Source organism: uncultured Cyclobacterium sp., from assembly GCF_963976465.1.
Taxonomy (GTDB): Bacteria; Bacteroidota; Bacteroidia; order Cytophagales; family Cyclobacteriaceae; genus Cyclobacterium.
Genome location: NZ_CAXBOC010000011.1, coordinates 1 through 25,862, shown reverse-complemented (window position 1 = coordinate 25,862; position 25,862 = coordinate 1). Strand labels below are relative to the sequence as shown.

Annotated in this window: 14 protein-coding genes; 6 read left to right on the top strand and 8 right to left on the bottom strand. The window is 38.1% G+C overall.

The window, feature by feature from the left end; genetic code table 11:
- Positions 1-528: tRNA-(ms[2]io[6]A)-hydroxylase (locus AAC037_RS01500; protein WP_339901107.1), on the bottom strand; the 528-nt coding region annotated here is incomplete at its 3' end.
- Between the two features lie 107 nt (positions 529-635).
- Here AAC037_RS01500 and AAC037_RS01495 point away from each other — a divergent pair.
- Entirely contained in the window at positions 636-1,919 is a 1,284-nt protein-coding gene (locus AAC037_RS01495; RefSeq protein ID WP_339901106.1) for a family 2 glycosyl transferase, read from the top strand.
- Here the strand turns inward: AAC037_RS01495 and AAC037_RS01490 are convergent.
- The 5 genes from AAC037_RS01490 to AAC037_RS01470 all read right to left on the bottom strand — a co-directional run bounded on the left by AAC037_RS01490 (position 1,886) and on the right by AAC037_RS01470 (position 11,501).
- On the bottom strand, positions 1,886-3,553 hold the full coding sequence (locus tag AAC037_RS01490) for a hypothetical protein (RefSeq protein ID WP_339901105.1): 1,668 nt from the start codon (positions 3,551-3,553) through the stop codon (positions 1,886-1,888). The two genes, AAC037_RS01495 and AAC037_RS01490, sit on opposite strands and share 34 nt — an antisense overlap.
- Positions 3,554-3,562: 9 nt before the next feature.
- On the bottom strand, positions 3,563-5,533 hold the full coding sequence (locus AAC037_RS01485; RefSeq protein WP_339901104.1) for a hypothetical protein: 1,971 nt from the start codon (positions 5,531-5,533) through the stop codon (positions 3,563-3,565).
- A 209-nt stretch (positions 5,534-5,742) separates the two neighbouring features.
- On the bottom strand, positions 5,743-7,953 hold the full coding sequence (locus AAC037_RS01480; RefSeq protein WP_339901103.1) for a DUF4954 family protein: 2,211 nt from the start codon (positions 7,951-7,953) through the stop codon (positions 5,743-5,745).
- 27 nt (positions 7,954-7,980) lie between these two features.
- Positions 7,981-9,816 (bottom strand): glutamine--fructose-6-phosphate transaminase (isomerizing), encoded by a 1,836-nt coding sequence (glmS, locus tag AAC037_RS01475; protein ID WP_339901101.1) that lies wholly within the window; start codon positions 9,814-9,816, stop codon positions 7,981-7,983.
- 296 nt (positions 9,817-10,112) lie between these two features.
- Positions 10,113-11,501, bottom strand: a complete 1,389-nt coding sequence (locus AAC037_RS01470; RefSeq protein WP_339901099.1) for a sulfatase-like hydrolase/transferase — start codon at positions 11,499-11,501, stop codon at positions 10,113-10,115.
- Between the two features lie 93 nt (positions 11,502-11,594).
- On the opposite strand from AAC037_RS01470, the gene AAC037_RS01465 reads away from it, so the two are divergent.
- The 3 genes from AAC037_RS01465 to AAC037_RS01455 all read left to right on the top strand — a co-directional run bounded on the left by AAC037_RS01465 (position 11,595) and on the right by AAC037_RS01455 (position 15,541).
- Positions 11,595-12,689, top strand: coding sequence for an SGNH/GDSL hydrolase family protein (locus tag AAC037_RS01465; protein ID WP_339901098.1), 1,095 nt, complete (start codon positions 11,595-11,597; stop codon positions 12,687-12,689).
- 279 nt (positions 12,690-12,968) lie between these two features.
- Positions 12,969-14,075 (top strand): DUF5009 domain-containing protein, encoded by a 1,107-nt coding sequence (locus AAC037_RS01460; RefSeq protein WP_339901096.1) that lies wholly within the window; start codon positions 12,969-12,971, stop codon positions 14,073-14,075.
- A gap of 56 nt (positions 14,076-14,131) precedes the next feature.
- Complete coding sequence (locus tag AAC037_RS01455) at positions 14,132-15,541, top strand: Gfo/Idh/MocA family oxidoreductase (protein ID WP_339901094.1); 1,410 nt, start codon at positions 14,132-14,134, stop codon at positions 15,539-15,541.
- Positions 15,542-15,596: 55 nt separating this feature from the next.
- Here AAC037_RS01455 and AAC037_RS01450 read toward each other — a convergent pair whose 3' ends face one another.
- Together AAC037_RS01450 and AAC037_RS01445 are read right to left on the bottom strand one after the other, a co-directional pair.
- On the bottom strand, positions 15,597-17,216 hold the full coding sequence (locus AAC037_RS01450; protein WP_339901092.1) for an ATP-binding cassette domain-containing protein: 1,620 nt from the start codon (positions 17,214-17,216) through the stop codon (positions 15,597-15,599).
- An 81-nt stretch (positions 17,217-17,297) separates the two neighbouring features.
- Entirely contained in the window at positions 17,298-18,518 is a 1,221-nt protein-coding gene (locus tag AAC037_RS01445; RefSeq protein ID WP_339901090.1) for a multidrug effflux MFS transporter, read from the bottom strand.
- Between the two features lie 221 nt (positions 18,519-18,739).
- On the opposite strand from AAC037_RS01445, the gene AAC037_RS01440 reads away from it, so the two are divergent.
- A complete protein-coding gene (locus AAC037_RS01440; protein WP_339901088.1) occupies positions 18,740-25,600 on the top strand; it encodes a malectin domain-containing carbohydrate-binding protein in 6,861 nt (2,286 codons plus the stop codon).
- A 5-nt stretch (positions 25,601-25,605) separates the two neighbouring features.
- A partial coding sequence (locus AAC037_RS01435; protein ID WP_339901086.1) for a PKD domain-containing protein occupies positions 25,606-25,862 on the top strand: 257 nt, incomplete at its 3' end.

Sequence of the window (25,862 nt, the reverse complement as noted above, 5' to 3'; positions counted from 1 at the left end):
TTCATGCAATCTTTTGTAGACAGTTTCCTTATCAAAATATTGCAAAGCCAATTCCACAAAAATATTACCATGTTTGGCCTCAGAGGTCCAAAGGCTTTTGTAAAACTTTTTTAAGGCAGGATCTTCATGCGCTTCAGAGACCATTTTAAACCTTTCGCATCCTCTACATTCCACAATAGAACCCATTAATAACCTTGACAAAAAACGGCTTTCATTGGTACCTCCGTGGGTTAAAGGCATCAGTTGTTTGATATATAGGTCCTCTTTCATTTCTTTATTTAGCGGAACACCTCTGCTTTGCATCAGCTCGAAAACCTCCTGAAAATGCTCTAATTCTTCAATGGCTGTCTCGATCATTTCCGGAATTATTTTTTCCCTATCCGGGTATTTAGCAATCAATGAAGTAGCCATGGCAGAAGCTTTTCTTTCACAATCTGCATGATCTTGTAAGAATGTATCAAAATCTTGCATTACCGCATTAAGCCACTCCTGTGAGGATGGTACTTTAAGGTCAATGGCGTATTTCATATCTAAATATTTTACAATTAATTTTAGGCTTAAAGAAGTAAATGTACCATTTCTTTTTCAATTTTGGGCTTGTGTTTCTTCCCTTTTCTATTTAAAATAATACTAAAATGTCTCAGGATATAGCTAAAGTATCAGCCAATTATAAACATAGATTCAATGTCAATGACCCTTATTTTGATGAATCACCGGCCAAAGAACTTTCGCTTATCGTTGTGATTCCTTCCTACAAGGAGCCGGATATTTCATGTACTTTAGCCTCTCTTTGTCAATGTATTGCTCCCAAAGGAAAAGTGGAATTAATTATTGTCATCAATGCGCCGGAGAATGCTCCCCCAGAGGTTTTGGAAATGAACAGGCAAACCATTAGACAAATAAGAAGCCTGGAAAAACAATTGGCCGAGAATAGAATCAGGCTTAAACTTATTCAAGAAGAAAACCTTCCTAAAAAGTTTGCCGGTGCCGGTTTGGCAAGAAAGATTGGGATGGATGAAGCCTTACAAAGGTGGACTTTGGCAAAAAAGGATGGACCAATTATTTGTTTGGATGCAGATTGTACGGTTTCTAAAGATTATTTGATTGCAGCCGAAAAGGCCTTCTCAAATCCTTTGATCCAATTGGGACATTACCAATTTAAACACTTATTCTTGGAGGAAAAAGATGAACAACTTAAAAATGGCATTGTGCAATATGAACTTCACTTGAGATATCATATCCAAGGACTAAAATGGTCAGGATATCCCAACGCAAAACATACGGTAGGTTCATGCATGGTGGTAAGGGCTTCTGCTTATGCGAAATCAGGAGGAATGAATAGGAGAAAAGCAGGAGAGGATTTCTATTTTATGCATAAACTTCTTCCGATCTGCCAATTTATCTATCTCCCGGCCCTGGTCTATCCCTCGGCCCGATCCTCAGACAGGGTACCATTCGGCACAGGAAGAGCCCAATTAGAGTTTTTGGATGCAGGTGCTCAAATTAGAAATACCTACCATCCGGAAACCTATATTTCATTGAAGCAATTCTTTAAGCTTGTACCAAACTTGTATTATACCGTAAAAGGCCTGGAGGAATTGCCTGAGCATTTACTTCAATTTCTACTTGAACAAGGGTTTGAAAATAGGCTGAAAGACATGATTAGTCAATCAAAGACTGCAAATATATTTGTCAAGAACTTTTGGCAATGGATGGACGGTTTTATGGTGCTTAAGATGACACACTATCTAAGAGATTCTTGCCATTCTGAAATGCCTATAGACATGGCCTGCAGCTCCTTATTAATGAATTTAGAAGAAAGTATACCCCTATCTCTGTCCTTGACTGAATTACTGAAAAGATATCAACAGCTTGACTTTAGTGATTATTCTAAAGGGCTAACTACGAATGATACCTGATGCCCTTTTTCTAGCTTTAATTCGATGCCTTCCATCAATTCCTTTCCACTGTAAGTTTGACTAGATTCTCCTTTTGAGAAAGTGACCTTGTATTTTTGATCCTTATCTACCGTAAACCATTCAGGGAGTTGGTTGATCCGGGGGTAATCTAAAGGTAATTTAAATACACTTTGATGCCTTGGGTGATCGAATTTGATTTTTCCTTCCCAATCTTCGTCACTTACCATGCTTATTAAAATCCCATTCTCTAAAGGGCTAGCGCCTAGATATAGCTCTTCTTTCCATGGAGAGGCAGTAACCCCTTGACTTTTCCATAATGAATACATAATGCTGGTTCTAGCAAAATTCCCATCTCCGTGCCAGCCTTCAATTATTCCGGTATTTCTAAAAGCTTCTGTATTTTTTCTATAGGATGAATCCTGTAAAGACCACATGTGCTGAATTTCGCTGTCAATCCAATCTTTGGTCTCGGGTAATGCCTCTCTATTATAAAGATTCAATGCACTTTCGATGGCATCTGCATAACCGTCTGCACTACCATCTTCCCAATCATAATGGGTATAATTGTGAAGATTTTTCATGGCTTTCATAACCGCTTCCTTGTAGGGGCCGTACTGGTCTTGAAGATATACACTATAGTATGCATTATAGGTATAACCCCAAGTATCTGCAATCCTTTCGTCTAAAATTTCACCGGTTTGAGGGTTAATCTGGTTATAAAATAAGCCGTCTTCATTTATGCCGACTTCCAGTATCCTATCCAACATCCGGTATATATGGGATTTGTACGCTGTAGCTTTTTCCGGATCACTATTGGCCACTGCTACATAGAGTTCGCATAAACCTGAAACGATTTCACATCCATGATCCCTTAGTCGAAGTACCTCAACATCATCTGTAGGATGATGATCACCTAATAGGTAGTAATCCCCTAAACGTTTTGCCCAATTTAAGTACTTTTCTTCTCCGGTCATCCAATATACACGGGATAAAGCCTGAAGTAATTCCCCGTTTACTTCCACATTTAGAGAGGGAATGTTACCAAATGGAGTAACATAAGAGGCGTTTTTCCATATATCATCAATTAATGCAATCATTCTTTCTGACCAAGGCGTATGTCCTATGTACTCCGTTAAAGGCAAAAGGCCATCTTTGATGTATTCCGAGGCACCAAAAATAATTTCATCCTTGTCAATTTCCTCCCTATCAAAGCCCTTTTTTGTAAAGGAATAGGTGTCAGGTAGCCTGTCAAGTCTCGAGGTTAATGCTATCTCTGTTTGTAGGATTTGTGCCATCTTACCTTTATATAAGGTAGGTTCCAAGATAGCAGAAGTAAGTACCATAAAGGGATAATTATCAGCAGCCGCATCTTTAGCATTCCAGATGTCGATACTTTCCCTAAGATTTCGAGGGATCAACCCACTTTCCTTATCTGCATAAGGCAACCAAGCTTGGACAAAAAGCATGCTTCTTCTAAAGCCCTCATGGGCCAAATAACCATTTTCAATGGCTAAGTTTTCGCTTGCTTCATTGACTTTAGTTTCGGGTCCTTTACATGAACCTAAGAAGAAAATTAAACTTGAAGTAAAAAAACATAAACTCCAGAGGCTTTGGGCTTTTAAATGATGACGCATTGTAATTATCTATTGTTCTAAAATTATTCCTTCCTGGTAAGTGGCTTTTATGAGTTGATGAGGCTTTGATATACTCATGTAATAATGACCAGAACTTTCTTTTTGCAGACTTTCAACAAAAAGATTATTATTTAACCCTTCAAATTTAACATATATTTTAAATGCTCGTTGGTCTTTTACCATTATTTCTTCTTCAACATTTATTGAAGCCTGAATAACCTTAGGAACTATTAATTTTCGTTCTATTGGTTTGTTGTTTATGGTAATAATTTGGCTTTTCACAGAAAGGTCAAAAAATCCCAAATTAACTTTCAGTCCTTGAACAAGAGGGAGGGATCGCAATGCTCCATGAAATTGTAAAATGTCAAATAATCCCGGATTATCGGTAAGGTAATAAGTTTGTTCACCTTGTATTGGATTATTGGCTATTAAGGTAATACTGTCACCATAGTGAATTTGAATTTTTGTATTCTCATATTCAAAGGTTCTTTTTATTGGGAAATGTTTATTTTTATCTAGCCACAATAAATAGGATGAATTTTCGCGATTGTTTGAAGCAAAGTCATTAATAGGATGGGAAGGGCTTTCCAGTGCTATTTTTTCTTTATTCCTAAACTCAGTGACAGTCGTGATTAAAAAATCTTCAAAATCATCTTTCTTGGAAGCAGAGGTAGGCAGGTTGTTTTTAGAAAAGAGCATTAGGATTGATTCCTTTAATTGCAAAGTATCATGGTCATTATCAAATGATTGAAAAATCTCACTAAAACCATTGTTTATTTCTTTTACTTGCTCTAAAGTAAGGGAAGCATTGCTTTTTATTTTTCCAGATCCGGAGGAAATATTATTAGATACAACGTACTTATTTATATCGTCATCAGATGAAATCTGCTTGACTTCATAATTCCAGATTGGAAAGGAATTTAATTTTATGGTTAATTCTTCCTGCCAGGTCTCAGGCTTAATTAGCTTATTACCAATAGGTACATGCAAAGCAATCATATTGGGTTGATATTCCTGGTAAGTATCGCTGGAAACAGGAATAAGTACGGGAGCTGGCTTTGGGTCCAAGGAGATGGAATTGCTGGATAATTTAGCCTTTAAAACCATTTCATTGAAATCTAAGGAATCAATTTTATAGGGAGAAGGATTAAAAAAAGATTTAAAATCTAAATGTTCAGCAAGAACTTTATATTTTAAAATTTCAAGTGATTGATTTGGGTTACCTTCAATGTGATAAGCGGAATAGGAGGGGTAATTTTCATTTCCTTCATTAACAAAGAATGTTCCTGATTGTCCTTTATAGTTTGGGATTGAAAATTCAAAACCTTGATTTCCATTAGGTGAGGAGGCAAGGCCTGAACCTCTTAGCAGATCATCGTTTTTTTTGAAGCTTACTTCTCCTGAAATAACCTCCATCTCTCCCGAGGGTCCATATAGTTTTCCTTGTAAATTATTTATTTTTGGTCTGGGTATTATTTGTTCGATAATATTAAGGTTTAATTGAATGCTTACCCCTTCCAATGCTGCAAAAGAAATGTTGCCTTGTAAGGTAACTTTATTTCCTTGTACCGTATAGTTAAAATCTTCTGATGAGACGCCCTTGGCAAAATGTGCAGTTTTCAGTTGGGGTAAACAAGGGGTAGGATGGAAGTTTGCCCTGTCTATTCCTCCTTGCCAATGATCAGAGGAATTTAAACCTTTTTTAAGTACCAATTCATTCCATTCGATAATAGGGATCTTTTGGGTAGTCAAAAGGTCCGGTAAAAGACAGTAAATACGCTCTTTCCCCTCTGGGAAAACCATGATTTTCGGTAAGGATATTTTCTGAGTGCCTTCAGGAGATGTGATTTCCAGATAGCTCTCATTGATGGAAGAAGGATTTAGTGTTAAATCGGGACAAGGCTCAGCAATAGCTGAATAGGTAATCAATAACCAAGAAATTGCCATTAAAATCACCTGAAAAATAGCACTACCTATCATAATTTCAATGGTTTTAGACCAAATTTTTAATGCTAATTAATTTAAGAAATTTTAATGGGAAATAAAAAATCCTTATGCATTGAATACATAAGGATTTTATTGCTGGTAAACAAAACTCCGGTGTTTCTTCTTTAAAGAGGGATCATAGAAAACTACGAGATAAAGCTTTTTTAATCCTTGTTAAAAGTTGAACAATTGCAGTTTAAAAACTATTGTAAACCAGTAAGGAATTGATCGATTTGCGCCATAAATTCCCTGCTTTCCTTTTTCTCTGACTGGATAAAGCCATTGTCTTCCAAGGCGCCTAAAACTTGGTCCCTTTCGGCTTCATCCGCATAAACCATGTTTCTAAAAGGGTTGTCATAATCTTTTTTTCTACTAATATAAATGCTATCTGACATCCATTGTCTGAATGATTTCGCCTGTTCCAGCATTTGAATTAGTTTCTCTTTGGTAAATTCATTGGAACTGATGCCTTGCGCAGCAAATGAAATGGCAAAGGCATGTTTGGTTTTTGCCTCTTCATATTCATTTCCTAGCTTTTTATAACACAGGTGTAATTCTTTCCAAGAGTTGATTTTATCTTTCTTTACATCTGAAATCAATTGATCCATGCTTGATTTAGGCACCAATTGACCGCCAAGATTTACCCATAGCTCCGGTTGCTTAAGCTCCGAAGTTAGTTTTTTGATTAATTTTTCATCTTTTAAATTGGTATCCGAATAGTATTTCGTCAAGCAGTAAATCGGGTAATAATGAATGACTTTTTTGAAGAACAAGTAAGCCTCAGTCAATTTGATTACTCGGATTTTTCTTTTGCTATTTTCCCAACCTGAAGCAAAATAGCTTAATTCTTTTAAAAGAGGATCATTTAAGTTAAGTAGTTCCTTTCCTTTTTCTTGCATTGATTGAATAGACGGATTTTCCTCTAAAGGGAATTTCTGAAAATACGCTGCCCCACAAATTTCCTCCAAAGTAGCGATGGAGCCAAGCACTTCCATCATGCTGTCAGGAGCTAGAAAATCAAATTCCAATCTTTGAAATTTTTCTATTCTTTTGTCCCTTGCTTTATATTTCCATGCATTTCTAGACAATGCATACAGGTTATATTGAAACCAGTATGCCGGCATAACCACTAACTCATCATTGGTAACATCATTGCTTAGCAATGAAAAAGGAATGGGTATATCTAATTCTGCAGGGTAATCACCTTTCGCAACTATGGTAAATGTTGCCAGACGTGAATTGTGTTTCAAACTTACGCAGAGCCCTGGCCAAAAACCTCTTCCGGCAATGATTTCACCATCTGCTCCTCTAGAGTTGTGGTTGGATCCCACGGTCGCCCCGGCTGCCATATTGCTTTGACCTTGGACCAATGCTGCACATAAAAACGAATTGTTATGGTGTTGTTCATGGGAGGGGAAAATCAAAGAATTTAGAACTTCACAACATGAAATCGTTGCATTAGAACCCAAATAACTATTAATTAATCGGGCTCCATATTTAAGCTGAGTTTGCGCAGCCATCAAAAATCGTACAGCCTTAACGCCATAAAAAACGGTACATCCCTCGCTAACGATGCCATTGACCAGCTCACAGCCTTCACCAATTTGGGTGCTTGCATCCGGTGTAGAGTGGATCGTTAAGTTTTTGAGTTTATTTGCTCCTTTAATATAAGCATCCGAACCAAACCATACATCCTTGATGATTAAGGTATTTTTAATGATACAACGATCACCAACTTTGCCATAATAGCCACGCTTTACATCAAATTCTTTTTGGGTAAATTCCAGTAATTTGGACTGAAATGCAGTATCTGTTCGGTGTCGGGACCATAGCCAGGCGTCTCCGGGTAGCATTCCACTAAAGGGAGCCACCTTCCGACCTCCATTTTCATTACAGAGTTCTAGCCAAATTCTAACCTCTTCTTCTTCACCCTCTTTTACAATGCCATTGCCAAATTTTGCGTGACTGGTAGTGGACATCTCATTGACATTAACCAGGATGGCCTCATTACCGATAATATAATGGGAGAGATAACTGACATTGTCAATGATTACATTGTCTCCAATATCACAACTTATGATATGGCTATTGTAAAGACCGACAGGCATTCTAAGGTTATGGTATTCCAAGAAAAAGGGTTCCAATTTTCCTATTCTAATCAGTCCAAAAAACTTGCAATTCTTTACCAACTCAGGATTGAAAGCGTCGGAAACAAAAATTTTATTCCAATCATCAGCTTGGTTTTGATTGCGAACCAATTGCTCAATTTCATTGGCATTGAGGTTGCGAAATAAGGTTTTGGTTCTATTTTGTTTATTCCGAAGGTAATATTCATCGGCTCCTTCAGGAAGGTACTTAGGGTCAATGAATTGGTAACCTAATGTTGATATTGGGTGGCGTGTTATTTTATTCATTATTCAATTTGCTAGTCAAAAAATAGTCTATTCAACAGTAACAGATTTTGCTAAATTTCTGGGTTTGTCTACATCCAGACCTTTGGCAAGTCCTGTATAATAGGCCAGTAGTTGTAAGGGAACTACACTTATTAGAGGAGCGATCAATTCATCTGCTGCAGGAACAGAAATGGTATCGTCAGCAATTTCTTCAAATAAGTCGTCATTTTCTGTAATCACCGCCAAAACCTGGCCTTTTCTAGCCTTTATTTCCCTTGCGTTGCTAACTAATTTTTCATGATATATATCTCTTGTTGCTACGAAAACAACAGGTAATGACTCTTCTACTAAAGCAATTGGTCCATGCTTCATCTCAGCAGCAGGATATCCTTCTGCATGAATATAACTTATTTCTTTTAATTTAAGCGCTCCTTCCAAGGCAATAGGAAAATTATACCCTCTACCCAAAAATAGAAAATCGCGAGCATCTTGGTATTTTTTGGCTAAGTTTTCAATTGAAGCGGCTTCGTTTAATGCATCTTGAATTTTATCCGGAACCATGGCCAATTCATTTATCAAATGCTGATACCTTTCTTTAGATAAGGTTCCTTTTGAATAACCGAGCTTGATGGCAATCATATAAAGTACAGTCAATTGGGCTGTAAAAGCTTTGGTAGAGGCTACACCAATTTCAGGGCCCGCATGCGTATAGGCCCCGGCTTGGGATAGCCTGGCTATACTTGATCCAACTACATTGACCACCCCAAAAATAAAGGCTCCCTTATTTTTGGCATTTTCCAAAGCCACCAGTGTATCCGCTGTTTCTCCACTTTGGGATACAGCAATAATGACATCGCCTGGGTTAATTACCGGGTTTCTATACCTAAATTCCGACGCATATTCCACTTCTACAGGAATCCTGCAAAGTTCCTCCAAAACATATTCAGCCAATAGCCCGGCATGCCATGAGGTGCCACATCCCACAATGATTATCCGTTTGGCTTCACGCAATAGGTCAAGATGTTGATCAATGCCTCCCATCGTAATCGTACCTTTTTTGGCATCCAACCTTCCCCGCAGACAGTCAAAAACAGCTGTTGGTTGCTCAAATATTTCTTTCAGCATAAAATGTTCATAACCGCCTTTTTCAATGGCTGCCAATTCCATATCAAGTTTGGTAATAAAAGGTGTTATCCTTTCATTGCCGGGGTTTTTCAAAATTAATTCGTCAGGTTTAACAATGGCCATCTCATAATCATTGATATACACCACTTCCTTGGTATATTCTATAATTGGAGAGGCATCAGAAGCTAAAAAATGTTCATTTTTTCCTATGCCAATCACGAGTGGACTTCCTTTTCGTGCAGCAATGAGGGTGTCTGGATTGTCCTGGTCCAACAATATAATAACATAAGCACCTACAATTCTTTTAAGGGCTATTCGGACAGCCTCTTCAAGGTTATTGGCATCATTTTGATAAATATCGTCGATGAAATGAAGCAATACTTCTGTATCTGTATCACTTTCAAATTCATATCCTTTTTGTAATAATTCCTTTTTTATCGGGGCAAAGTTTTCAATGATACCATTGTGTACCATTGCCAATTTACCGGATGATGAACGGTGAGGGTGTGCATTCCTATCTGAAGGCTCACCATGGGTCGCCCACCGGGTGTGACCAATGCCTGACTGGGCATGCAGATTGGTTCCTATAAGTGAGGATTCCAACTCTGCCACTTTTCCCATTTTTTTGTAAACAGCAAGTTCTTTGTCTAATAAAGCAACCCCTGCGCTGTCATATCCTCTGTATTCAAGTCGTTGAAGACCTTTTAAAATTATTGGATAAGCTTCCCTGGATCCAATGTATGCTACTATTCCACACATAATAAAATATCAGAATAATGTTTCGAAAAATAATTTAAATATTGATATCTCGAAAATTAATGAATAAAATTGATGATTTACAATATTCAATTTTGATACACATAGGAGAGAAAATTGTAAATTGTGGAAGGGTTTTCCTTGGAATTTAATTTTCTCTCCTTTGTTTGTAAAAAAATTATAAAACTACACTGGTGTAACTTTTAATTTTTTTAAATAGAAGCTTAATGGAGGCTTTATTTAAATTTATAGTAGTGGGATGGGGGAACTATTTAATGAAAAAAAATTAAATATTTTCCTTATAATTTTTCGTTTTTTATAATATTGATCCAGTTTTCATACATTTTAGACAACTCTTCAACTTTTTCGGGATATTTTTGGCCAAGATTCTGGTGCTCTGTTGAATCCATTTCAATATTAGTCAAATAGAGCTTGTCAGTTTCGGTAAAGGTCAGTTTACCGGTAGGATCATTAGGGTTTCCTAATAATTTCCAAGGGCCTTTACGGACAGCCCATGCATGCTTTTTATTTTTGGGATTTCCTGTACCCCAAAACATGGTTTTATGCGGGCTTGGTACTTTGGCATCTAGAATTAATGGAAGTAGGCTTTTTCCATCAATCTTTTGGCTTGCTGGTATATTGATATCAGTCAAATCAGCAAGTGTTGGCATCCAGTCGATGCTATTGGCCCAATGATGTCGGGCTTCATTTTTAGGTAACACAGAAGGGTATCTGATAATTGCCGGTACCCTTATGCCGCCCTCTAGCATACTAAATTTTGCGCCATTCAAAGCTCCGGCATCGCCTCCTCCAAAAAATGCACGCTCCTCTACGCTATAGCCATGGTCTGACTGGTAAACAATAATGGTGTTTTCCAGTTCACCTATTGCTTTGAGGTGGTGGTAGATTTCTCCTACCATTTCATCAATTGTAGATACAAAAGCCGCATATTCCTTGCGTGGACTTTCTAAATCAGCATAATAGTCGAGCCATTTAGGATCTCCCTGGTAAGGGTAATGGGGCATATTGATGGCCCAATAGGTGAAAAATGGTTGAGATGATTTTTCACTAATAAATTGTTTCATCTCTTGTACCATGAGGTCACCGAAAAACTCTCCTGGTCTGTATATTTCTGTCTCGTTTCTGTATAAATCATGTAGGTTTGGGCCATGCCAATAAAAGAAATGTGAAAAATTATCTATACAGCCTCTTTGATGGCCAAAGAAATAATCAAATCCTTGTCCATTGGGTAATTTTTCAGGAGTATGCCCCAGATGCCATTTGCCAATTAAACCTGTACGATAGCCATTTGATTTGAACAACTCGGCCATGGTAATTTCCTCAGTAGGAAGTCCTGACTTCCCTTCCGGGTCTGAATGCGGGGGCGAAACGTTACCGAATAGCCCCGCATTAAAATTATACTTGCCGGTCATAAGTGCTGCCCTGGAGGGGGAACAAACCGGTGCTGCTGCATAAAACTGGGTGAACTTTACACCTTCCTCAGCCAATCTATCAATATTCGTTGTAACCAGGTCTTTGGCTCCAAAACTTCCAAGATCTTTGTAGCCTTGATCGTCTGTAAGGATGACAATTACATTTGGTTTTTTGGAGGTGCTTTTTTGTTGTGCCAGTGTTAAATGGCAAAGGAAAAGGCCTAAAATCAGGCTAGTATATAAAATTCGGTTCACAGTTAATTGAATTTTTTAGGTTTTTATCTTCTTAATTTTTCTAAATTAGTTGCTTAAACTTTCCTAAAAAATAATTTCTTAAATTTTATTAGTATGCAGCTAAGAATGATTTTGGCATTGGCCTTTATATTTTGTCATTTCTCATTATTACAAGCTCAGGAGGATTTAAGGTGGATAAACCCACTGGAATTACCTGAACGTAATGGGATACATGGTCAGGGTTGGTCTGGCCTAGATTATCATAGACTACCCGATGATGCCGAAAGCAAAGTTCGTAAAGCAGTTTGGAATTTATCTCGACATGCAGCAGGAGTGAAACTAAAGTTTAATACGGATGCACAGGAAATTAAAGTTAGGTATGTGGTTTCGGCAAGACAATCCATGCCACATATGCCGGCCACAGGGGTAAGCGGGCTGGATCTTTATATTCATGATCAAAGAGACTGGATTTGGGTAAGAGGAAGTTACTCATTTGGCGATACCATTCAATATACCTTTCCACTTAAGGCAGACCAAATCACCTCCAAAAATTTTGACCTTTACCTTCCCTTGTACAATGAGGTAACTTTTCTAGAAATAGGCGTGGATAAAGAATCAGCATTTAGTTTTATCAATGCTTCAAAGGAGGAACTTCCGGTAGTGGTGTATGGAACTTCCATTGCTCAAGGCGGATGTGCTTCAAGGCCCGGTATGGCATGGACAGCGATATTGGAGCGAATGATAAATAAGCCACTGATCAATCTTGGTTTTTCGGGAAATGGGTTGTTGGAAACCCCGCTTATTGAATACATGACCTCAATTAATAGTAGCCTATATGTTTTGGATTGTTTGCCCAACCTGGTTAGAAATACCTTTACTGAGGAAGAGGTTACCAAAAGAATTGTAGCTGCAGTGCGTACTTTAAAGGAAAAAAAACCGGGTACACCAATTTTGTTGGTGGAACATGCCGGATATACGGACGAATGGGTTAACAATGAAAGAAAGGCAGCCTATCAATCTAGAAATATTTTATCCAAAAATGCCTATAAGCTTTTACTTGCTGAAGGGATTGAAGAGCTCTATTACCTTGAAAAAGATGAAATTGGACTTGGCATGGAAGGTACAGTTGACGGAACACATCCTACTGATTTGGGCATGGATCAGCATGCCAGGGGGTATTATTCCATTGTGAAAGAAATTCTAGAATAAAACCGGCAGGGACAAGGGTATAATTTCCAGATTAGAATAGCATCCATCCCCAGACCAAAATATAATGATAATATATATTATGATTTTTATTCTATTTTAAATATTTATTTATCAACTAATTTTTGGTTTGAGTGCAAACAAAGTAAAAAATTTTAATATCTAACTTTGACCAATCATATAATTTATAGGATGTTCTATTTGAACCTGAATCATGATAACTTATATTTGAAATATTAGATGTTTTGGATTAACAAGCTTTACCTGTTCCCCTTACTATAAATGACCTCTTTACAAGAAGCCAATGACAAACGATTAGTCTCTTTGGATGCCTACAGAGGTATTACCATGTTTTTGTTGGTAGGAGAATCAGCCAGGTTGTATGGTGCATTTGAAGGGTTATTTCCTTACGCTAGCTTTTGGCAAATGACTTTCACCCAATTCACACACCATCCTTGGAATGGATTAAGGTTTTGGGATTTAATTCAGCCCTTCTTTATGTTTATAGTAGGTGTTGCCATGCCATTTTCATTGAACAAAAGATTGGAAAAACAAGGGGATAGGAGTGAAGTGACCCGGCATATTCTTAAGAGGTGTTGCTTACTTTTTCTTTTTGGCACCGGCTTACACTGCTTACGTTCCGGGACCTTGGTATTTGAGTTATGGAATGTGCTTACCCAATTGTCATTTACCATTTTATTGACTTATTTTCTTATTAATCAACCCTTAAAAATCCAACTTTCAGTTTCCATTGCCTTATTGCTTATCACAGAATTGTTGTATAGATTATTTGATCCTTCAGCCCCCTTCGTAAAAGGAGAAAACTTCGGGTCTTATATTGATTTAATTTTGATGGGAAAATTAAGCGGAGGTGGATGGGTAGCCATCAATTGTCTGCCAACAGCTGCGCACACGCTTTGGGGAGCAATGTGTGGGAAAATTCTATTAAGTAGCAGGGACAATAATTTAAAAATTAAATATTTGGTGTGGGCAGGTTTGATTGGATTGGCCTTTGGCTATGCTTTGGATTGGTCAGGAATTACGCCTATTATTAAAAGGATATGTACAAGTTCATTTGTGCTTGCTTCTGGTGGATGGGCCATCCTTGTATTGGCATTCTTTTTTTGGCTTATCGATGTGAAAAAAGTCAATCAATGGCCTTTTATGTTTATTGTTGTAGGAATGAATTCCATATTCATCTATTTATTTGCCAATTTACTAGGGCACAATTGGCTTTATGATGCGGTTCGTGTTTTCAATTACGGATTTTTGGAGCCTCTAGGTTTTCCCGAAAATGTGCTTGTCCTGTTGAATGGAGTTTTCACATTGGCCATAATGTGGTATTTGTGTTATTTTCTATACAAAAAGAAATTGTTTTTTAGAATCTGATAAAAAATTTGAATTTAAATATAATTTTAAGGAATCAACTAAAAATAAATGTGCTTATGAGTAATAATAGGAGAGAGTTTTTGAAGCTCTCCGGCCTTGCCGGATTAGGAGTTGTGGGAACTGGATTTAAAGGTTTGTCGCTAGAAGAACAGGAGCAAGTACTTGCCCAAAGCAAGAAAAAACATGCCCAAAGGTTTAATATGTCAGGTTACGCCGCCCCTAAATTGGAAGTGGTGAGAGTTGGGATCGTTGGTTTAGGAAGTAGAGGACCGGGTGCTGTGAACAGGTTGAGTAAAATTGAAGGAGTTGAAATTAAAGCTCTTTGTGACCTAAGACCTGAGATGGTAGACAAAGTGGTGAAATCTTTGGAAGGTACATCACATAAACCAGAAACTTACAGTGGTTCTGCTTATGCCTGGAAGAAAATGGTGGACAGGGATGATCTGGATTTGATTTATATTGCTACACCATGGGAATGGCATACACCGATGGCTGTTTATGCCATGGAGGCAGGAAAACATGCCTGTAGTGAGGTGCCTATTGCGGTTACTTTAGAAGAATGCTGGCAATTGGTTGAGACTTCAGAGCGTACCAAGAAGCATTGCATGATGATGGAGAATTGCTGTTATGACTTTTTTGAATTGATGACGCTCAATATGGCTAGAGATGGTTTCTTTGGTGATGTTTTTCATGGAGAAGGGGCTTATATTCACGACTTATTGGGATTGAATTTTAGTAAAACCGGCTACCAGGACATGTGGCGTTTGAAAGAGAATTTCAGAAATGGTAACCTGTATCCTACTCATGGGTTGGGACCAGTATGTCAGGCCATGAATATCAATAGGGGAGATCAGATGGATTATTTGACATCCCTTTCCAGCAATGATTTCCTGATGAAAGCACATGCACAAAAATTAGCTGAGACAGATAATTTCTATAACTCTTTTGCCACAAAAAGTTATAGAGGCAATATGAATACCACCATGGTGAAAACTAAAAAGGGAAAATCCATTATGATTCAGCATGATGTGAGTTCTCCGCGCCCCTATTCTAGGATTCACTTGCTCAGTGGTACCAAAGGTGCGGCAAGTAAATATCCTGTTCCGGGAATTTCTACTGGGCATGAAGGTTGGTTAAAAGCTGATGAAATGAAGGCTCTTGAAGAAAAATATACACCGGAAATTGTTAAAAAAGTAGGAGAAATGGCCAAGCAAATTGGAGGACATGGAGGCATGGACTTTATGATGGATTGGCGAATGATCGATTGCATTAGAAATGGTCTACCTCTTGACCAAGATGTTTACGATGGAGCATTGTGGAGTGCAATTGGCCCATTGAGTGAATGGTCAGTAGCCAATAGATCCAATTCTATTGATGTACCTGACTTTACTGCCGGATCATGGGAAACAAATTCTCCTGTAGAACTAACCTTAAAAGGTGGCGGTACCACAGGTGTTACCGTATAATAAAAAAAAGCTGTGGAAATTATTTCCACAGCTTTTTTTACTTCTACTACTCCTATTAAGTAGTCTTGTACATTTTGTCCCTTAAGGCTTTAATTTCCTCACTTTCTAAATAAGACTCATAATCCATTCTTCGGTCGATGGTGCCTGTTGGTGTAAATTCAATTATTCTATTGGCCACTGACTGCACAAAGGCATGATCATAGGAGCTAAACAACACTGTTCCGCTAAAATCAATCATGGCATTGTTTAGCGCATGAATCGATTCCAAATCAAGGTGATTGGTCGGTTCATCTAAAACCAATAAATTTGGGTTTTGAAGCATCATTCTGGAAAGCATACACCTAACTTTTTCACCTCCGGAAAGAACAGATGCCTTTTTAAATGATTCTTCCCCTGTAAATAGCATCCTTCCCAAAAATGTACGTACATAGGCTTCTTCCTGATTTTCTGAATATTGACTGAGCCAGTCGATCAGTTTGAGGTCGGAATCAAAATAAGGAGAATTATCATTGGGCATATAGGCCTTATTGATGGTTACTCCCCATTTGAAACTTCCTGACTGAACAGGGATTTCTCCCATAATTGTTTGGAAAAACTTTGTTACGGCCTGTTTGGTTCTTGAAAGGAAGGCAATCTTATCTCCTTTATCAACCATAAGGTTAAGGTCGGTAAAGTAGGTAGTGCCATCATTTTTTAGTTCGAGTTCTTCTGAAAGTAAGATTTGATCCCCTGCTTCACGTTCAGGTTTAAAAATAATGCCGGGGTATTTTCTTGTAGATGGTTTGATTTCATCCACATTTAATTTTTCCAACATCTTTTTTCTAGCGGTCGCTTGCTTTGATTTTGCAACGTTGGCAGAAAAACGCTCGATAAAAGATTGAAGCTCTTTACGTTTGTCTTCTGCCTTTTTGTTTTGATCGGCTTTTTGTTTGGCAGCAAGTTGAGAGGACTCATACCAGAAGGTATAGTTTCCGGAGAATATATTGATTTTGCCAAAATCAATATCCACAATATGGGTAGCCACCACATCCAAAAAGTGCCTATCATGAGATACCACGATTACCAGGTTTTTAAAATTTACAAGAAAGTCTTCTAACCAACCAATGGTTTCTGCGTCCAAGTCATTGGTAGGTTCATCCAGAATAAGGATATCGGGATTACCAAATAGTGCCTGAGCCAATAAAACCCTTACTTTTTGATCACCTGAAAGGTCTTTCATCAGTTTACCATGCAAACTTTCGGTAACTCCTAGTCCTGAAAGTAGTGCAGCAGCATCACTTTCTGCATTCCAACCGTCCATTTCTGCAAATTCAGCCTCTAGTTCTGCAGCCTTAATTCCATCAGCTTCACTAAAGTCTTCCTTCATATAGATAGCATCCTTTTCATTCATGATATTAAAAAGATGCTTGTGACCCATTATAACTGTTCTAAGCACTTCTTCATCCTGGAAGGCAAAGTGATCTTGGGACAATACTGCCATTCTTTGGCCGGGAGTAATATTTACACTACCCGTTGTACTATCTATTTCTCCTGTAAGAATCTTCAAAAAAGTTGACTTACCAGCACCATTAGCTCCGATAACGCCAAAACAGTTTCCTGGTGTAAACTTTAAATTAACTTCTTCGAACAGGGTTCTCTTGCCGAATTTTAGGGATAAATTATCTACTGAAATCATTCTATTTGCCTAGCGTTATTTTAAGAAAGTGCAAAGTTAAAAAATTATTCGGGTATCACCTATTATATGTCCATTTGCCCACTATTGATCTTTTCTTTTAAGCATAAATTTTAACTCTCCTGTAGCGTAGAGATAGGAAAGTAATACCAAACCTGCAATTAGTATACAAGAGGCCATTAAAAAAACCATTGGTATGGCGGTGCCATTATGGAATAAACTTACCAAAGCAGATACAATACCGCCTATAGCCATTCGCATAAAGCCCATCATAGCAGCTGCACTTCCTGCATCTTTATCAAAAGGAGCCAAAGAGATGGCTGCAGAATTAGGTACACTTAAACCGTGCCCTGTTAAAAATATAAACATCAATCCAATTAGGAAGTAAACGTTCAAAGCATTTGACCACACGCCTAATATCATAACAATACCAATTACTAGCTGATAACATAAAGCTGTAACGACTATATTTCTATTGCTAAAATAATTTAATAATATATGGTTTAACTGTGTCGCACCAATCATAGCAACGGATAAAAAAGCAAATAACCAACCATACTCAGTTACAGATAATCCATATATGTTTATAAATACATCTGAAGAGCCTGCTATATATGCAAAAGGTGCTGCACCTGCAATTCCACCTACTAAAATATAGGTAAGAAATTTTTTATTTTTTAATACCTCGATGTATTTGGTAGCAACAGCTTTAGGTTTTAATGAAATGCCTTCATCAGGAGCCGCTCCATCAGGAAGTTGCCATTTACAAGCCAATATAAGAAGTGAACAGATAATAGCTAAAATTATAAATAACCAGTGCCAATGAAAATGAGCCGTAATATAGCCACCTAAAGTAGGTGCAACCATAGGGGATACCGCAATGACCAATGTGAGCAAAGCAAAAGCTTGGGCAATTTTATTTACCGGAAAAATATCCCTAACAAGTGCTTGCGCTGCCACCATTCCTACACAGCCTCCGACTGCCTGCATAAATCGCATTAGTATCAATGATTCTACAGAATTTGTAAATGAACAACCAATGGATGCAGCAACATAAATCCAAAGGCCAATATATAATGGTTTTTTTCTTCCAAACTTATCCAATAAAGGGCCATAAAATAATTGGCCTATGGCAATACCTATCAAGTAACTCGTCAATGACAATTGAACCTTGGATATACTCGTTGACAAACTTTTAGCAATAGCGGGAAAGGCAGGCAAGTACATGTCCACAGAGAATGGGCTAATGGTGCTCAAAGCACCAAGAATCAGTACCAAAATAAAAAAGCTCTTTTGTTGCTTCATAGATGGGTACAAAAGTAGCCATTAAAATAATTAATTGACCATCTTTATAAATATCAAGTTAATTAAAATAAATAAAGCTTTAAAAATGTATTTGAAACAATTTAAAATGCTTTTCAAGTTTGATTTTATAACTTAAATGATTAATATTGTATTAGTTAAACAGTTGAAAATTTTTATATTTTTCTATTTAGGCAGTTTTATAATATTTAATTTTATTTATAATGGAAAAGCGGGTAAATATTCCGGTTAAATTGTTTTTTATCGTAATTTTGATCGGTTTAGGTAGTTCAGGAGTATTGTTTGGTCAAACGATAAGCTTTAATCAAACAGCATTAAATTTCAATGAGTTTGAAGAGATCAAATTAGGAACATCTTTGGAATTTGGTCCTGATGAAAGACTTTACGTAGCTCAATTAAAAGGTGAAATCAAAATTTATACCATTTCGAAAGAAGGTCCCAATCAGTACGATGTGGTGGGAGAAGAAGTTTTGCTAGGTGTTAAAGATATTCCTAATTACGATGACCACGGCTTTTTGGCATTTGATAATAGATATGGGAGACAAATTACTGGTATCACGGTTACCAAGTTGAGCTGGACAGGTACAGAATGGGAGGTAATTGATTTGGTGCGAGGCCTTGCCAGATCGGAAGAAAATCATTCCATTAATGGCATAGAATATACAAGCATTGGAGGGAAACCTTATCTATTAATCAGTAATGGGGGGTTTACAAATGCCGGTTCTCCTTCCAAAAATTTCACCTATATATCTGAATATGCTTTGGCAGGTTCAGTATTAAAAATAGATTTAGATGCTTTAGAAGCTCTTCCTACTAAGTTTGATAGCCATTCTAATAGGCCTTATAAATATGATGTGCCGACATTAGATGATCCAACAAGAGCCAATGTAAATGGTATTTATGATCCCAATGATCCGGCTTATGATGGGGTAGATGTAAATGACCCTTTTGGAGGGAATGATGGACTAAATATGGGAATGGTGACCATAGATGGTCCTGTTCAAATTTTTTCGCCCGGATTCAGAAATTCTTACGACCTTGTAGTAACAGAGAATAAGAGGGTATACCTGACGGATAATGGTGCCAATATTAACTGGGGTGGAATGCCTGCAAACGAAGGAGACCCTTCTTTGGTTTCCAATGCCTATGATGCTGCAGAACCGGGAGCAAGTCCATTAAACCCAACGTCAACGGGAGAGTTTGTTGACAATCAGGATCACTTACTAATGATCACAAATGATTTGGAAAATTATACTAACGGCACTTTTTACGGTGGGCACCCAGCACCAATCAGGGCGAATCCCGGGCAACCTTATCAAGCGGGCAGTGCTTTTCCTTTTACTCCCGGAGGGGCAGGACTTTATACGAAATTCGTAGGTGATGATAAGAATTTTACCAATATAACTCCAACCGTTACGCCAACAGATAAGTTTAGAACTCAAATATTAGAGCCAATTGAACCCGGACAGCCGGGATTTGAAGATTATGCAGCCAATTCACTCCCAGTAAATTGGCCTCCGGTACCACAGGCTTTAGCCAATGATGCAGAGGCTGACTATATTTCACCTACCCTTACCAATTCAAACGGTCCACAACCAAATATTCTTACCGTGGTGCCTAACAATTCCAATGGGATTGATGAATATACTGCCAGCAACTTTGATGGGGCGCTAAAGGGAGCCTTAATTGTTGGTAAAAATGGTGGCGTTTTACATTTGATCCACCTCAATGAAGATGGGACTTTAAAAGAAGCTGAATTTAACAAATGGAATCTAAATGGTGGCAATGCATTGGGCATTACTACAAATGGAGACAACACCTCTTATCCAGGAACAATTTGGGCAGCTACATTTGATAATAGAATAATGGTGTTGACTCCCGCGGATGATATATTTTGCATTGCTGAAGATGATCCCGAGTTTGATCCTTTGGCTGATTATGATCACGATGGATATACCAATCAAGATGAAATTGACAATGGGACGGATTATTGTTCCGGAGGTTCTGCTCCCAATGATTATGACAAAGATTTAATTTCCAACTTAAATGATGAAGATGATGATGGAGATGGTATATTGGATCACTTAGATGCATTTCAAATAGGTTATTCCATAGATTTGCCTTTAGAAAATCAATTGTTTACCAATCAGTCGGATGCTTCAGGTGATGAGCTTGGTTATTTAGGCCTTGGTCTTACCGGTCTAATGAACAACGGAGATCCAAATCCAAACTGGTTGGATTGGCTGGACAAAGGAAATGATAGTCCGGGCCCTCCTGACATCTATGGAGGTACTGCGGGAGCGATTCAGGTTTCCATGACAGGTGGATCTGCCAATGGAATGGCTAATACCCAAGAAAAGGGCTTTCAACTCGGAGTGAATGTAGGTACTGAAACTGGAAATTATGTCCTTACATCCGGAGTGATAGGCTTATCTTCGCCGGGCCAACTTTATGATTTTGATGGCGATGGTGAAGTAGGAATTCAAATAGGAGATGGTACCCAAAGCAATTTTATCAAGCTTGTTTTTAACGAAACTGGAGTGCTTGCCGCTCAAGAAGTGAATGATGTTGAAGACCCTAACCCTTTATTTTTACCAATCCCAGAAAATGAAAGACCTAGTGCTAACACCCTTATAGAGTTGTCTTTTGAAGTAGATCCGGTAATTGGGACAGTAAAGCCATTTTATAAATACAGCAATCAAGAAATGGTGCCCCTTGGAACAATTCAAGCCACCGGAGCCATACTTAATGCTATTCAAAATATTAACCAACCTTTGGCTTTTGGTATATTTGGAACTTCAAATGATCCCACCAAAAGCTTTATTGGGGTATGGAACTTTATGCGTGTGGTAGGTGAAAAACCTTATAACATCCGTGAATTACAAGATATCAATCGGCTTTTGGGGGATGATGATGTAGTCATTGACCTCACGGAATATTTTGGAGATAATGATGGGGATAATAATTTGACTTTTACCGTGTCGGAAAACACCAATCCAGTTGTAGGAGCAAGTGTTGAAGACCAAATGCTTTCAGTAGATATCCCTCTGGACGAAGTTACCTCTTTAATTACAGTAAGAGCAACTGACCAAAATGGATATATTATTGAGCAGTCATTTGAAGTAATGGTAGAACAAGATTTCACGGTCTTGTTAAGAATAAATGGAGGTGGAGAGCTTATAAACACCATGGATGGTAGCCCTTCATGGGTTGAAAATTTTGCCAAAGGACCTGTCAATAATTCGCTCTTTGAAGCAACTAGTGGCAAAAGTGGGAACAACAACGACTTTCCATTGGAAAACAGACATGAGTCCATCCCTAGCTATATTACAGACCAAGAATATGTTCAAATATTTAGTACCGAACGTTATACTACGGATGCCAATTTGGAGTATTCAATACCCCTTCCAAATGGCCAATATGCAGTAAATCTTTACATAGGTAATGGATACATTGGAACATCGACTTTAGGCAAAAGATATTATGGAATTAGCATAGAAGGAGAAGTAGTAGAAACCTCTTTTGACATAATCGAAAGGTTTGGTCACCAGGTAGGGGGCATGCAACAATACCAGGTAAACGTCACGGATGGCGAATTGAATATCAGATTTGATAAGCAAAAGGAAAATCCACTTTTTAACGGTATTGAAATCCTTGGAAAACCTATACAAACACCGATTACTTTCACCAAAGTGGAAGATCAAATTAATTTCGCAGGGCATAAGAGCGATGGAAGTATGTATATTCAGGCTGCTGGTGGAAACGGAAATTTAAGCTATCATGCTACCGGACTGCCTCCGGGGATCTTTTTAGAACCTACCAATGGTACATTGTATGGTACAATTGATGAGGGAGCATTGGCCAATAGTCCTTACAGGATCACAGTTACTATTGATGATGAGGATGAAATTCATTCGGATGCTGTTACATTTAATTTTAATTGGACCATTAGTCCTGAGTTGACGAGTCAATCTTGGCATGAAAAAAATGAGAACAGATCTTACCACCCTAGGCATGAAGGAAGCTTTGTTCAAGCCGGTCATGAGTTTTACTTAATGGGAGGTAGAGAAAGCTCTACTACCATTGATATTTACGATATTGAAAATGATTCTTGGAGGTCATTAACAGATATTAACCCATACAGTTTCAACCATTTTCAGGCAGTATATTACCAGGGGCTTATATGGGTAATTGGAGCATTTGATACCAATGACTTTCCAAATGAAACCCCTGCAACCAATATTTGGATGTTTGATCCTATAAACGAGATATGGATAGAAGGGCCGGAAATTCCTGAAAATAGGAGGAGAGGATCTGCCGGGTTGGTAGAATATAGAGGTAAATTTTATATTGTAGGTGGAAATACCGATGGACATGATGGAGGTTATGTAAATTATTTTGATAGTTACGATCCTGAGACAGGGGAATGGACTGTGTTGGATGATGCACCCAGGGCTAGAGACCATTTCTTTGCTGCTACCATAGGGAATAAATTGTATGCTGTTTCAGGCAGACAGTCCGGAGGTCCTGAAGGTACTTTTGCTCCGGTATTACCGGAAGTAGATGTATATGATTTTAATTCACAGACCTGGAGTACTTTACCGGATAGTTTGGATTTGCCAACTCCTAGAGCTGCAGCAATGGTTAACAATTACCTTGGCAAGTTGATCGTGGCAGGAGGAGAAGTGGCAACAAACCCATTAGCACTTTCTACCACAGAAATGTATGATCCTTTAAGCCAAACCTGGGAAACGCTTGACACTCTTAATTTTGGTCGTCATGGTACACAAGGTATTGTTTCGGGCAAGGGGTTATATGTGGTAGCAGGCTCTCCGCGAAAAGGTGGTGGGAATATTGGGAACATGGAATACTTTGGATTTGATGACCCTAATACCGACCCTATAGTAGAAAGCGAGTTGATCTTGCCAGAAACAATTCTGGTTAAAAAAGGTCAACCAGAGGAAGTTACTTTGGCCCTTACTAACGGTCAAACAGGACTCTACATTAAATCAATGGCTATAACCGGAGAAAATGCAGAAGATATCGAAGTCACAGATGGTGAGTTTCTTAGTGAAGTATTTTTAAAAGCAGGTGAGGTATTTAATTTCTCACTCGACTTTACAGGGGAAAGCCTTTCAGCTACAGCTAATCTGGTCATAACTTTAAGGAATGATGAGGAAGTTATTGTACCAATAGTGGCTGATGGTAATTTTGAAGCAGTTTCTTTATTTTATAATACAGGATCTACTGCAAATGTAGAATTGGAAGGTAACGCCTACCAGGGAGATCTTAACCTACCTTCAATTCATAATGGAGGAGAAGTCTATAGGAATGAAAACGTATCTGGCAGTGAATTGTATAAATCGGAAAGGTATGCCCCTAATATCGCTTATCAAATAGAGGTGCCAAATGGTGTGTATACCGTAACTACTTATCATACTGAAACATGGTTTGGCATGCCAAATGGTGGACCAAACGAAGCCGGAAGGCGAGTATATGACATTATTTTGGAGGATGATTTGGTTAAACCCAATTTTGACTTGTATGTGGAAAATGGCAACCAACCGATTGCCCTGGTTTTTGAAGACATACAAATAACTGATGGAATATTGAATTTGAATCTTTTTGCAAAAGTTAACAATGCCTCGATTGCCGGAATTTCCATTGTCAACAAAGGAGAAATTGGAGCAATACCTATTGCCAATATTGAATCTTCAACGGTTGGTGGTATAGTGCCTTTAGAGGTGAATTTTCAAAATGAAATTTCTAGACCACAAGACTTTACATTTGCTTGGGACTTTGGAGATGGAAATACTTCTTCTGATCAAAATCCAACGCATATTTTCGAGGAACCGGGTGAATACAATGTTAAGTTAACTGTATCTAGCGTCTTTGGAGATGTAGCTATAGACTCAATTGCAGTCAATGGACTTGCACCATCCGAATTTGAATTGAACATTAATGCGGGTAGTAATCTTGCGGTTGATTACAATTCAGAATCATTTTTTGGTGAAAACTATGCCGGCGTAAGCTATTCTGAGTCCAATACATATAGCAACAATGTTGTCGGTGATCCTCCTTTGTTTTTGACGGAGCGTTGGGGTAATAACTTTAGCTATGCGGTACCTGTTCAAAATGGGATTTATACAGTGAAAACTTATCATAATGAATTGTGGTTTGGTCAGGATGGTCCCGAAGGAAGAGCTAATCAAAGGGTTTACAATATTTATATCGAAGGCGAGTTGGTCAGAGAAAACTTTGACTTGTATCTTGAAAATGAATATCAACCACTTGAGTTAATCCATGAAAATATTAATGTTGAAGATGATACATTGAATATTCAAATGGTGGCAGTCGTCAACAATGCAAACTTATCCGGCTTTTCAATCGAAGCCCAACAGCAAATGATTACCTACCCTGTGGCTTTGGCAGAGGCCAGTTCGCTGGAAGGTAATGCTCCTTTAGAAGTAACCTTCAATGCAGGTAATTCTACCGGAAACGGTGACCTAACCTATGAATGGGACTTTGGAAACAATTCCTTTTCCAATGAAATGCAGCCGGTTTTTACCTATACAGAGAATGGCAGCTATATAGTAAACCTTACAGTAACGGACGAAGATGGAAATATTTCAACGGATGAAATTGAAATTGTTGTAGGAGAGAATATGTCTAATACGGCTTACGCGCTTAGTGTAAATGCAGGTAGCAGCTTATCTACTAATTATATGGGGATAGATTTTGATGGCGAACCCGAATCAGGAGTAACATTTACCAATGCGGCCACTTGGAATAATTTTGGAGCAGGCGATCCAGAAATGTTCTTGACAGAAAGATCAGGTAAAAACTTTACGATCACAGCACCATTAGAAAATGGGATCTACACCGTTAAAACCTACCATAATGAATTGTGGTTTGGGAACTCCGGGCCGGATTCAGAAATAGGCCAGAGGGTATATACTATTAGCATAGAGGATGAAGTGGTTAAAAGTAATTTCGACCTGTATGTGGAAAATGATAATGCTCCTACAGAACTGGTTTTTGAAAATATAGGGATGGAGAATTAAATATCATGCTTCAAGCCAGTAAAAATAATGCCACTATCAATGGTTTTGTGGTTGAGGAAATAACCGCTGTTAACTTACCACCTGTTGCTATTATTAACTCATCCGCAGTGGAAGGATCAGCTCCTTTTGAAATAACTTTCAATGGGTCTTCTTCTACAGGTACAGGGGATTTAATATACAATTGGAACTTTGGAGATGGAGGGTCCAGTGAATTGGCAGATCCTGAATATTTATTTCAAGAAGCAGGCACTTATAATGTAGT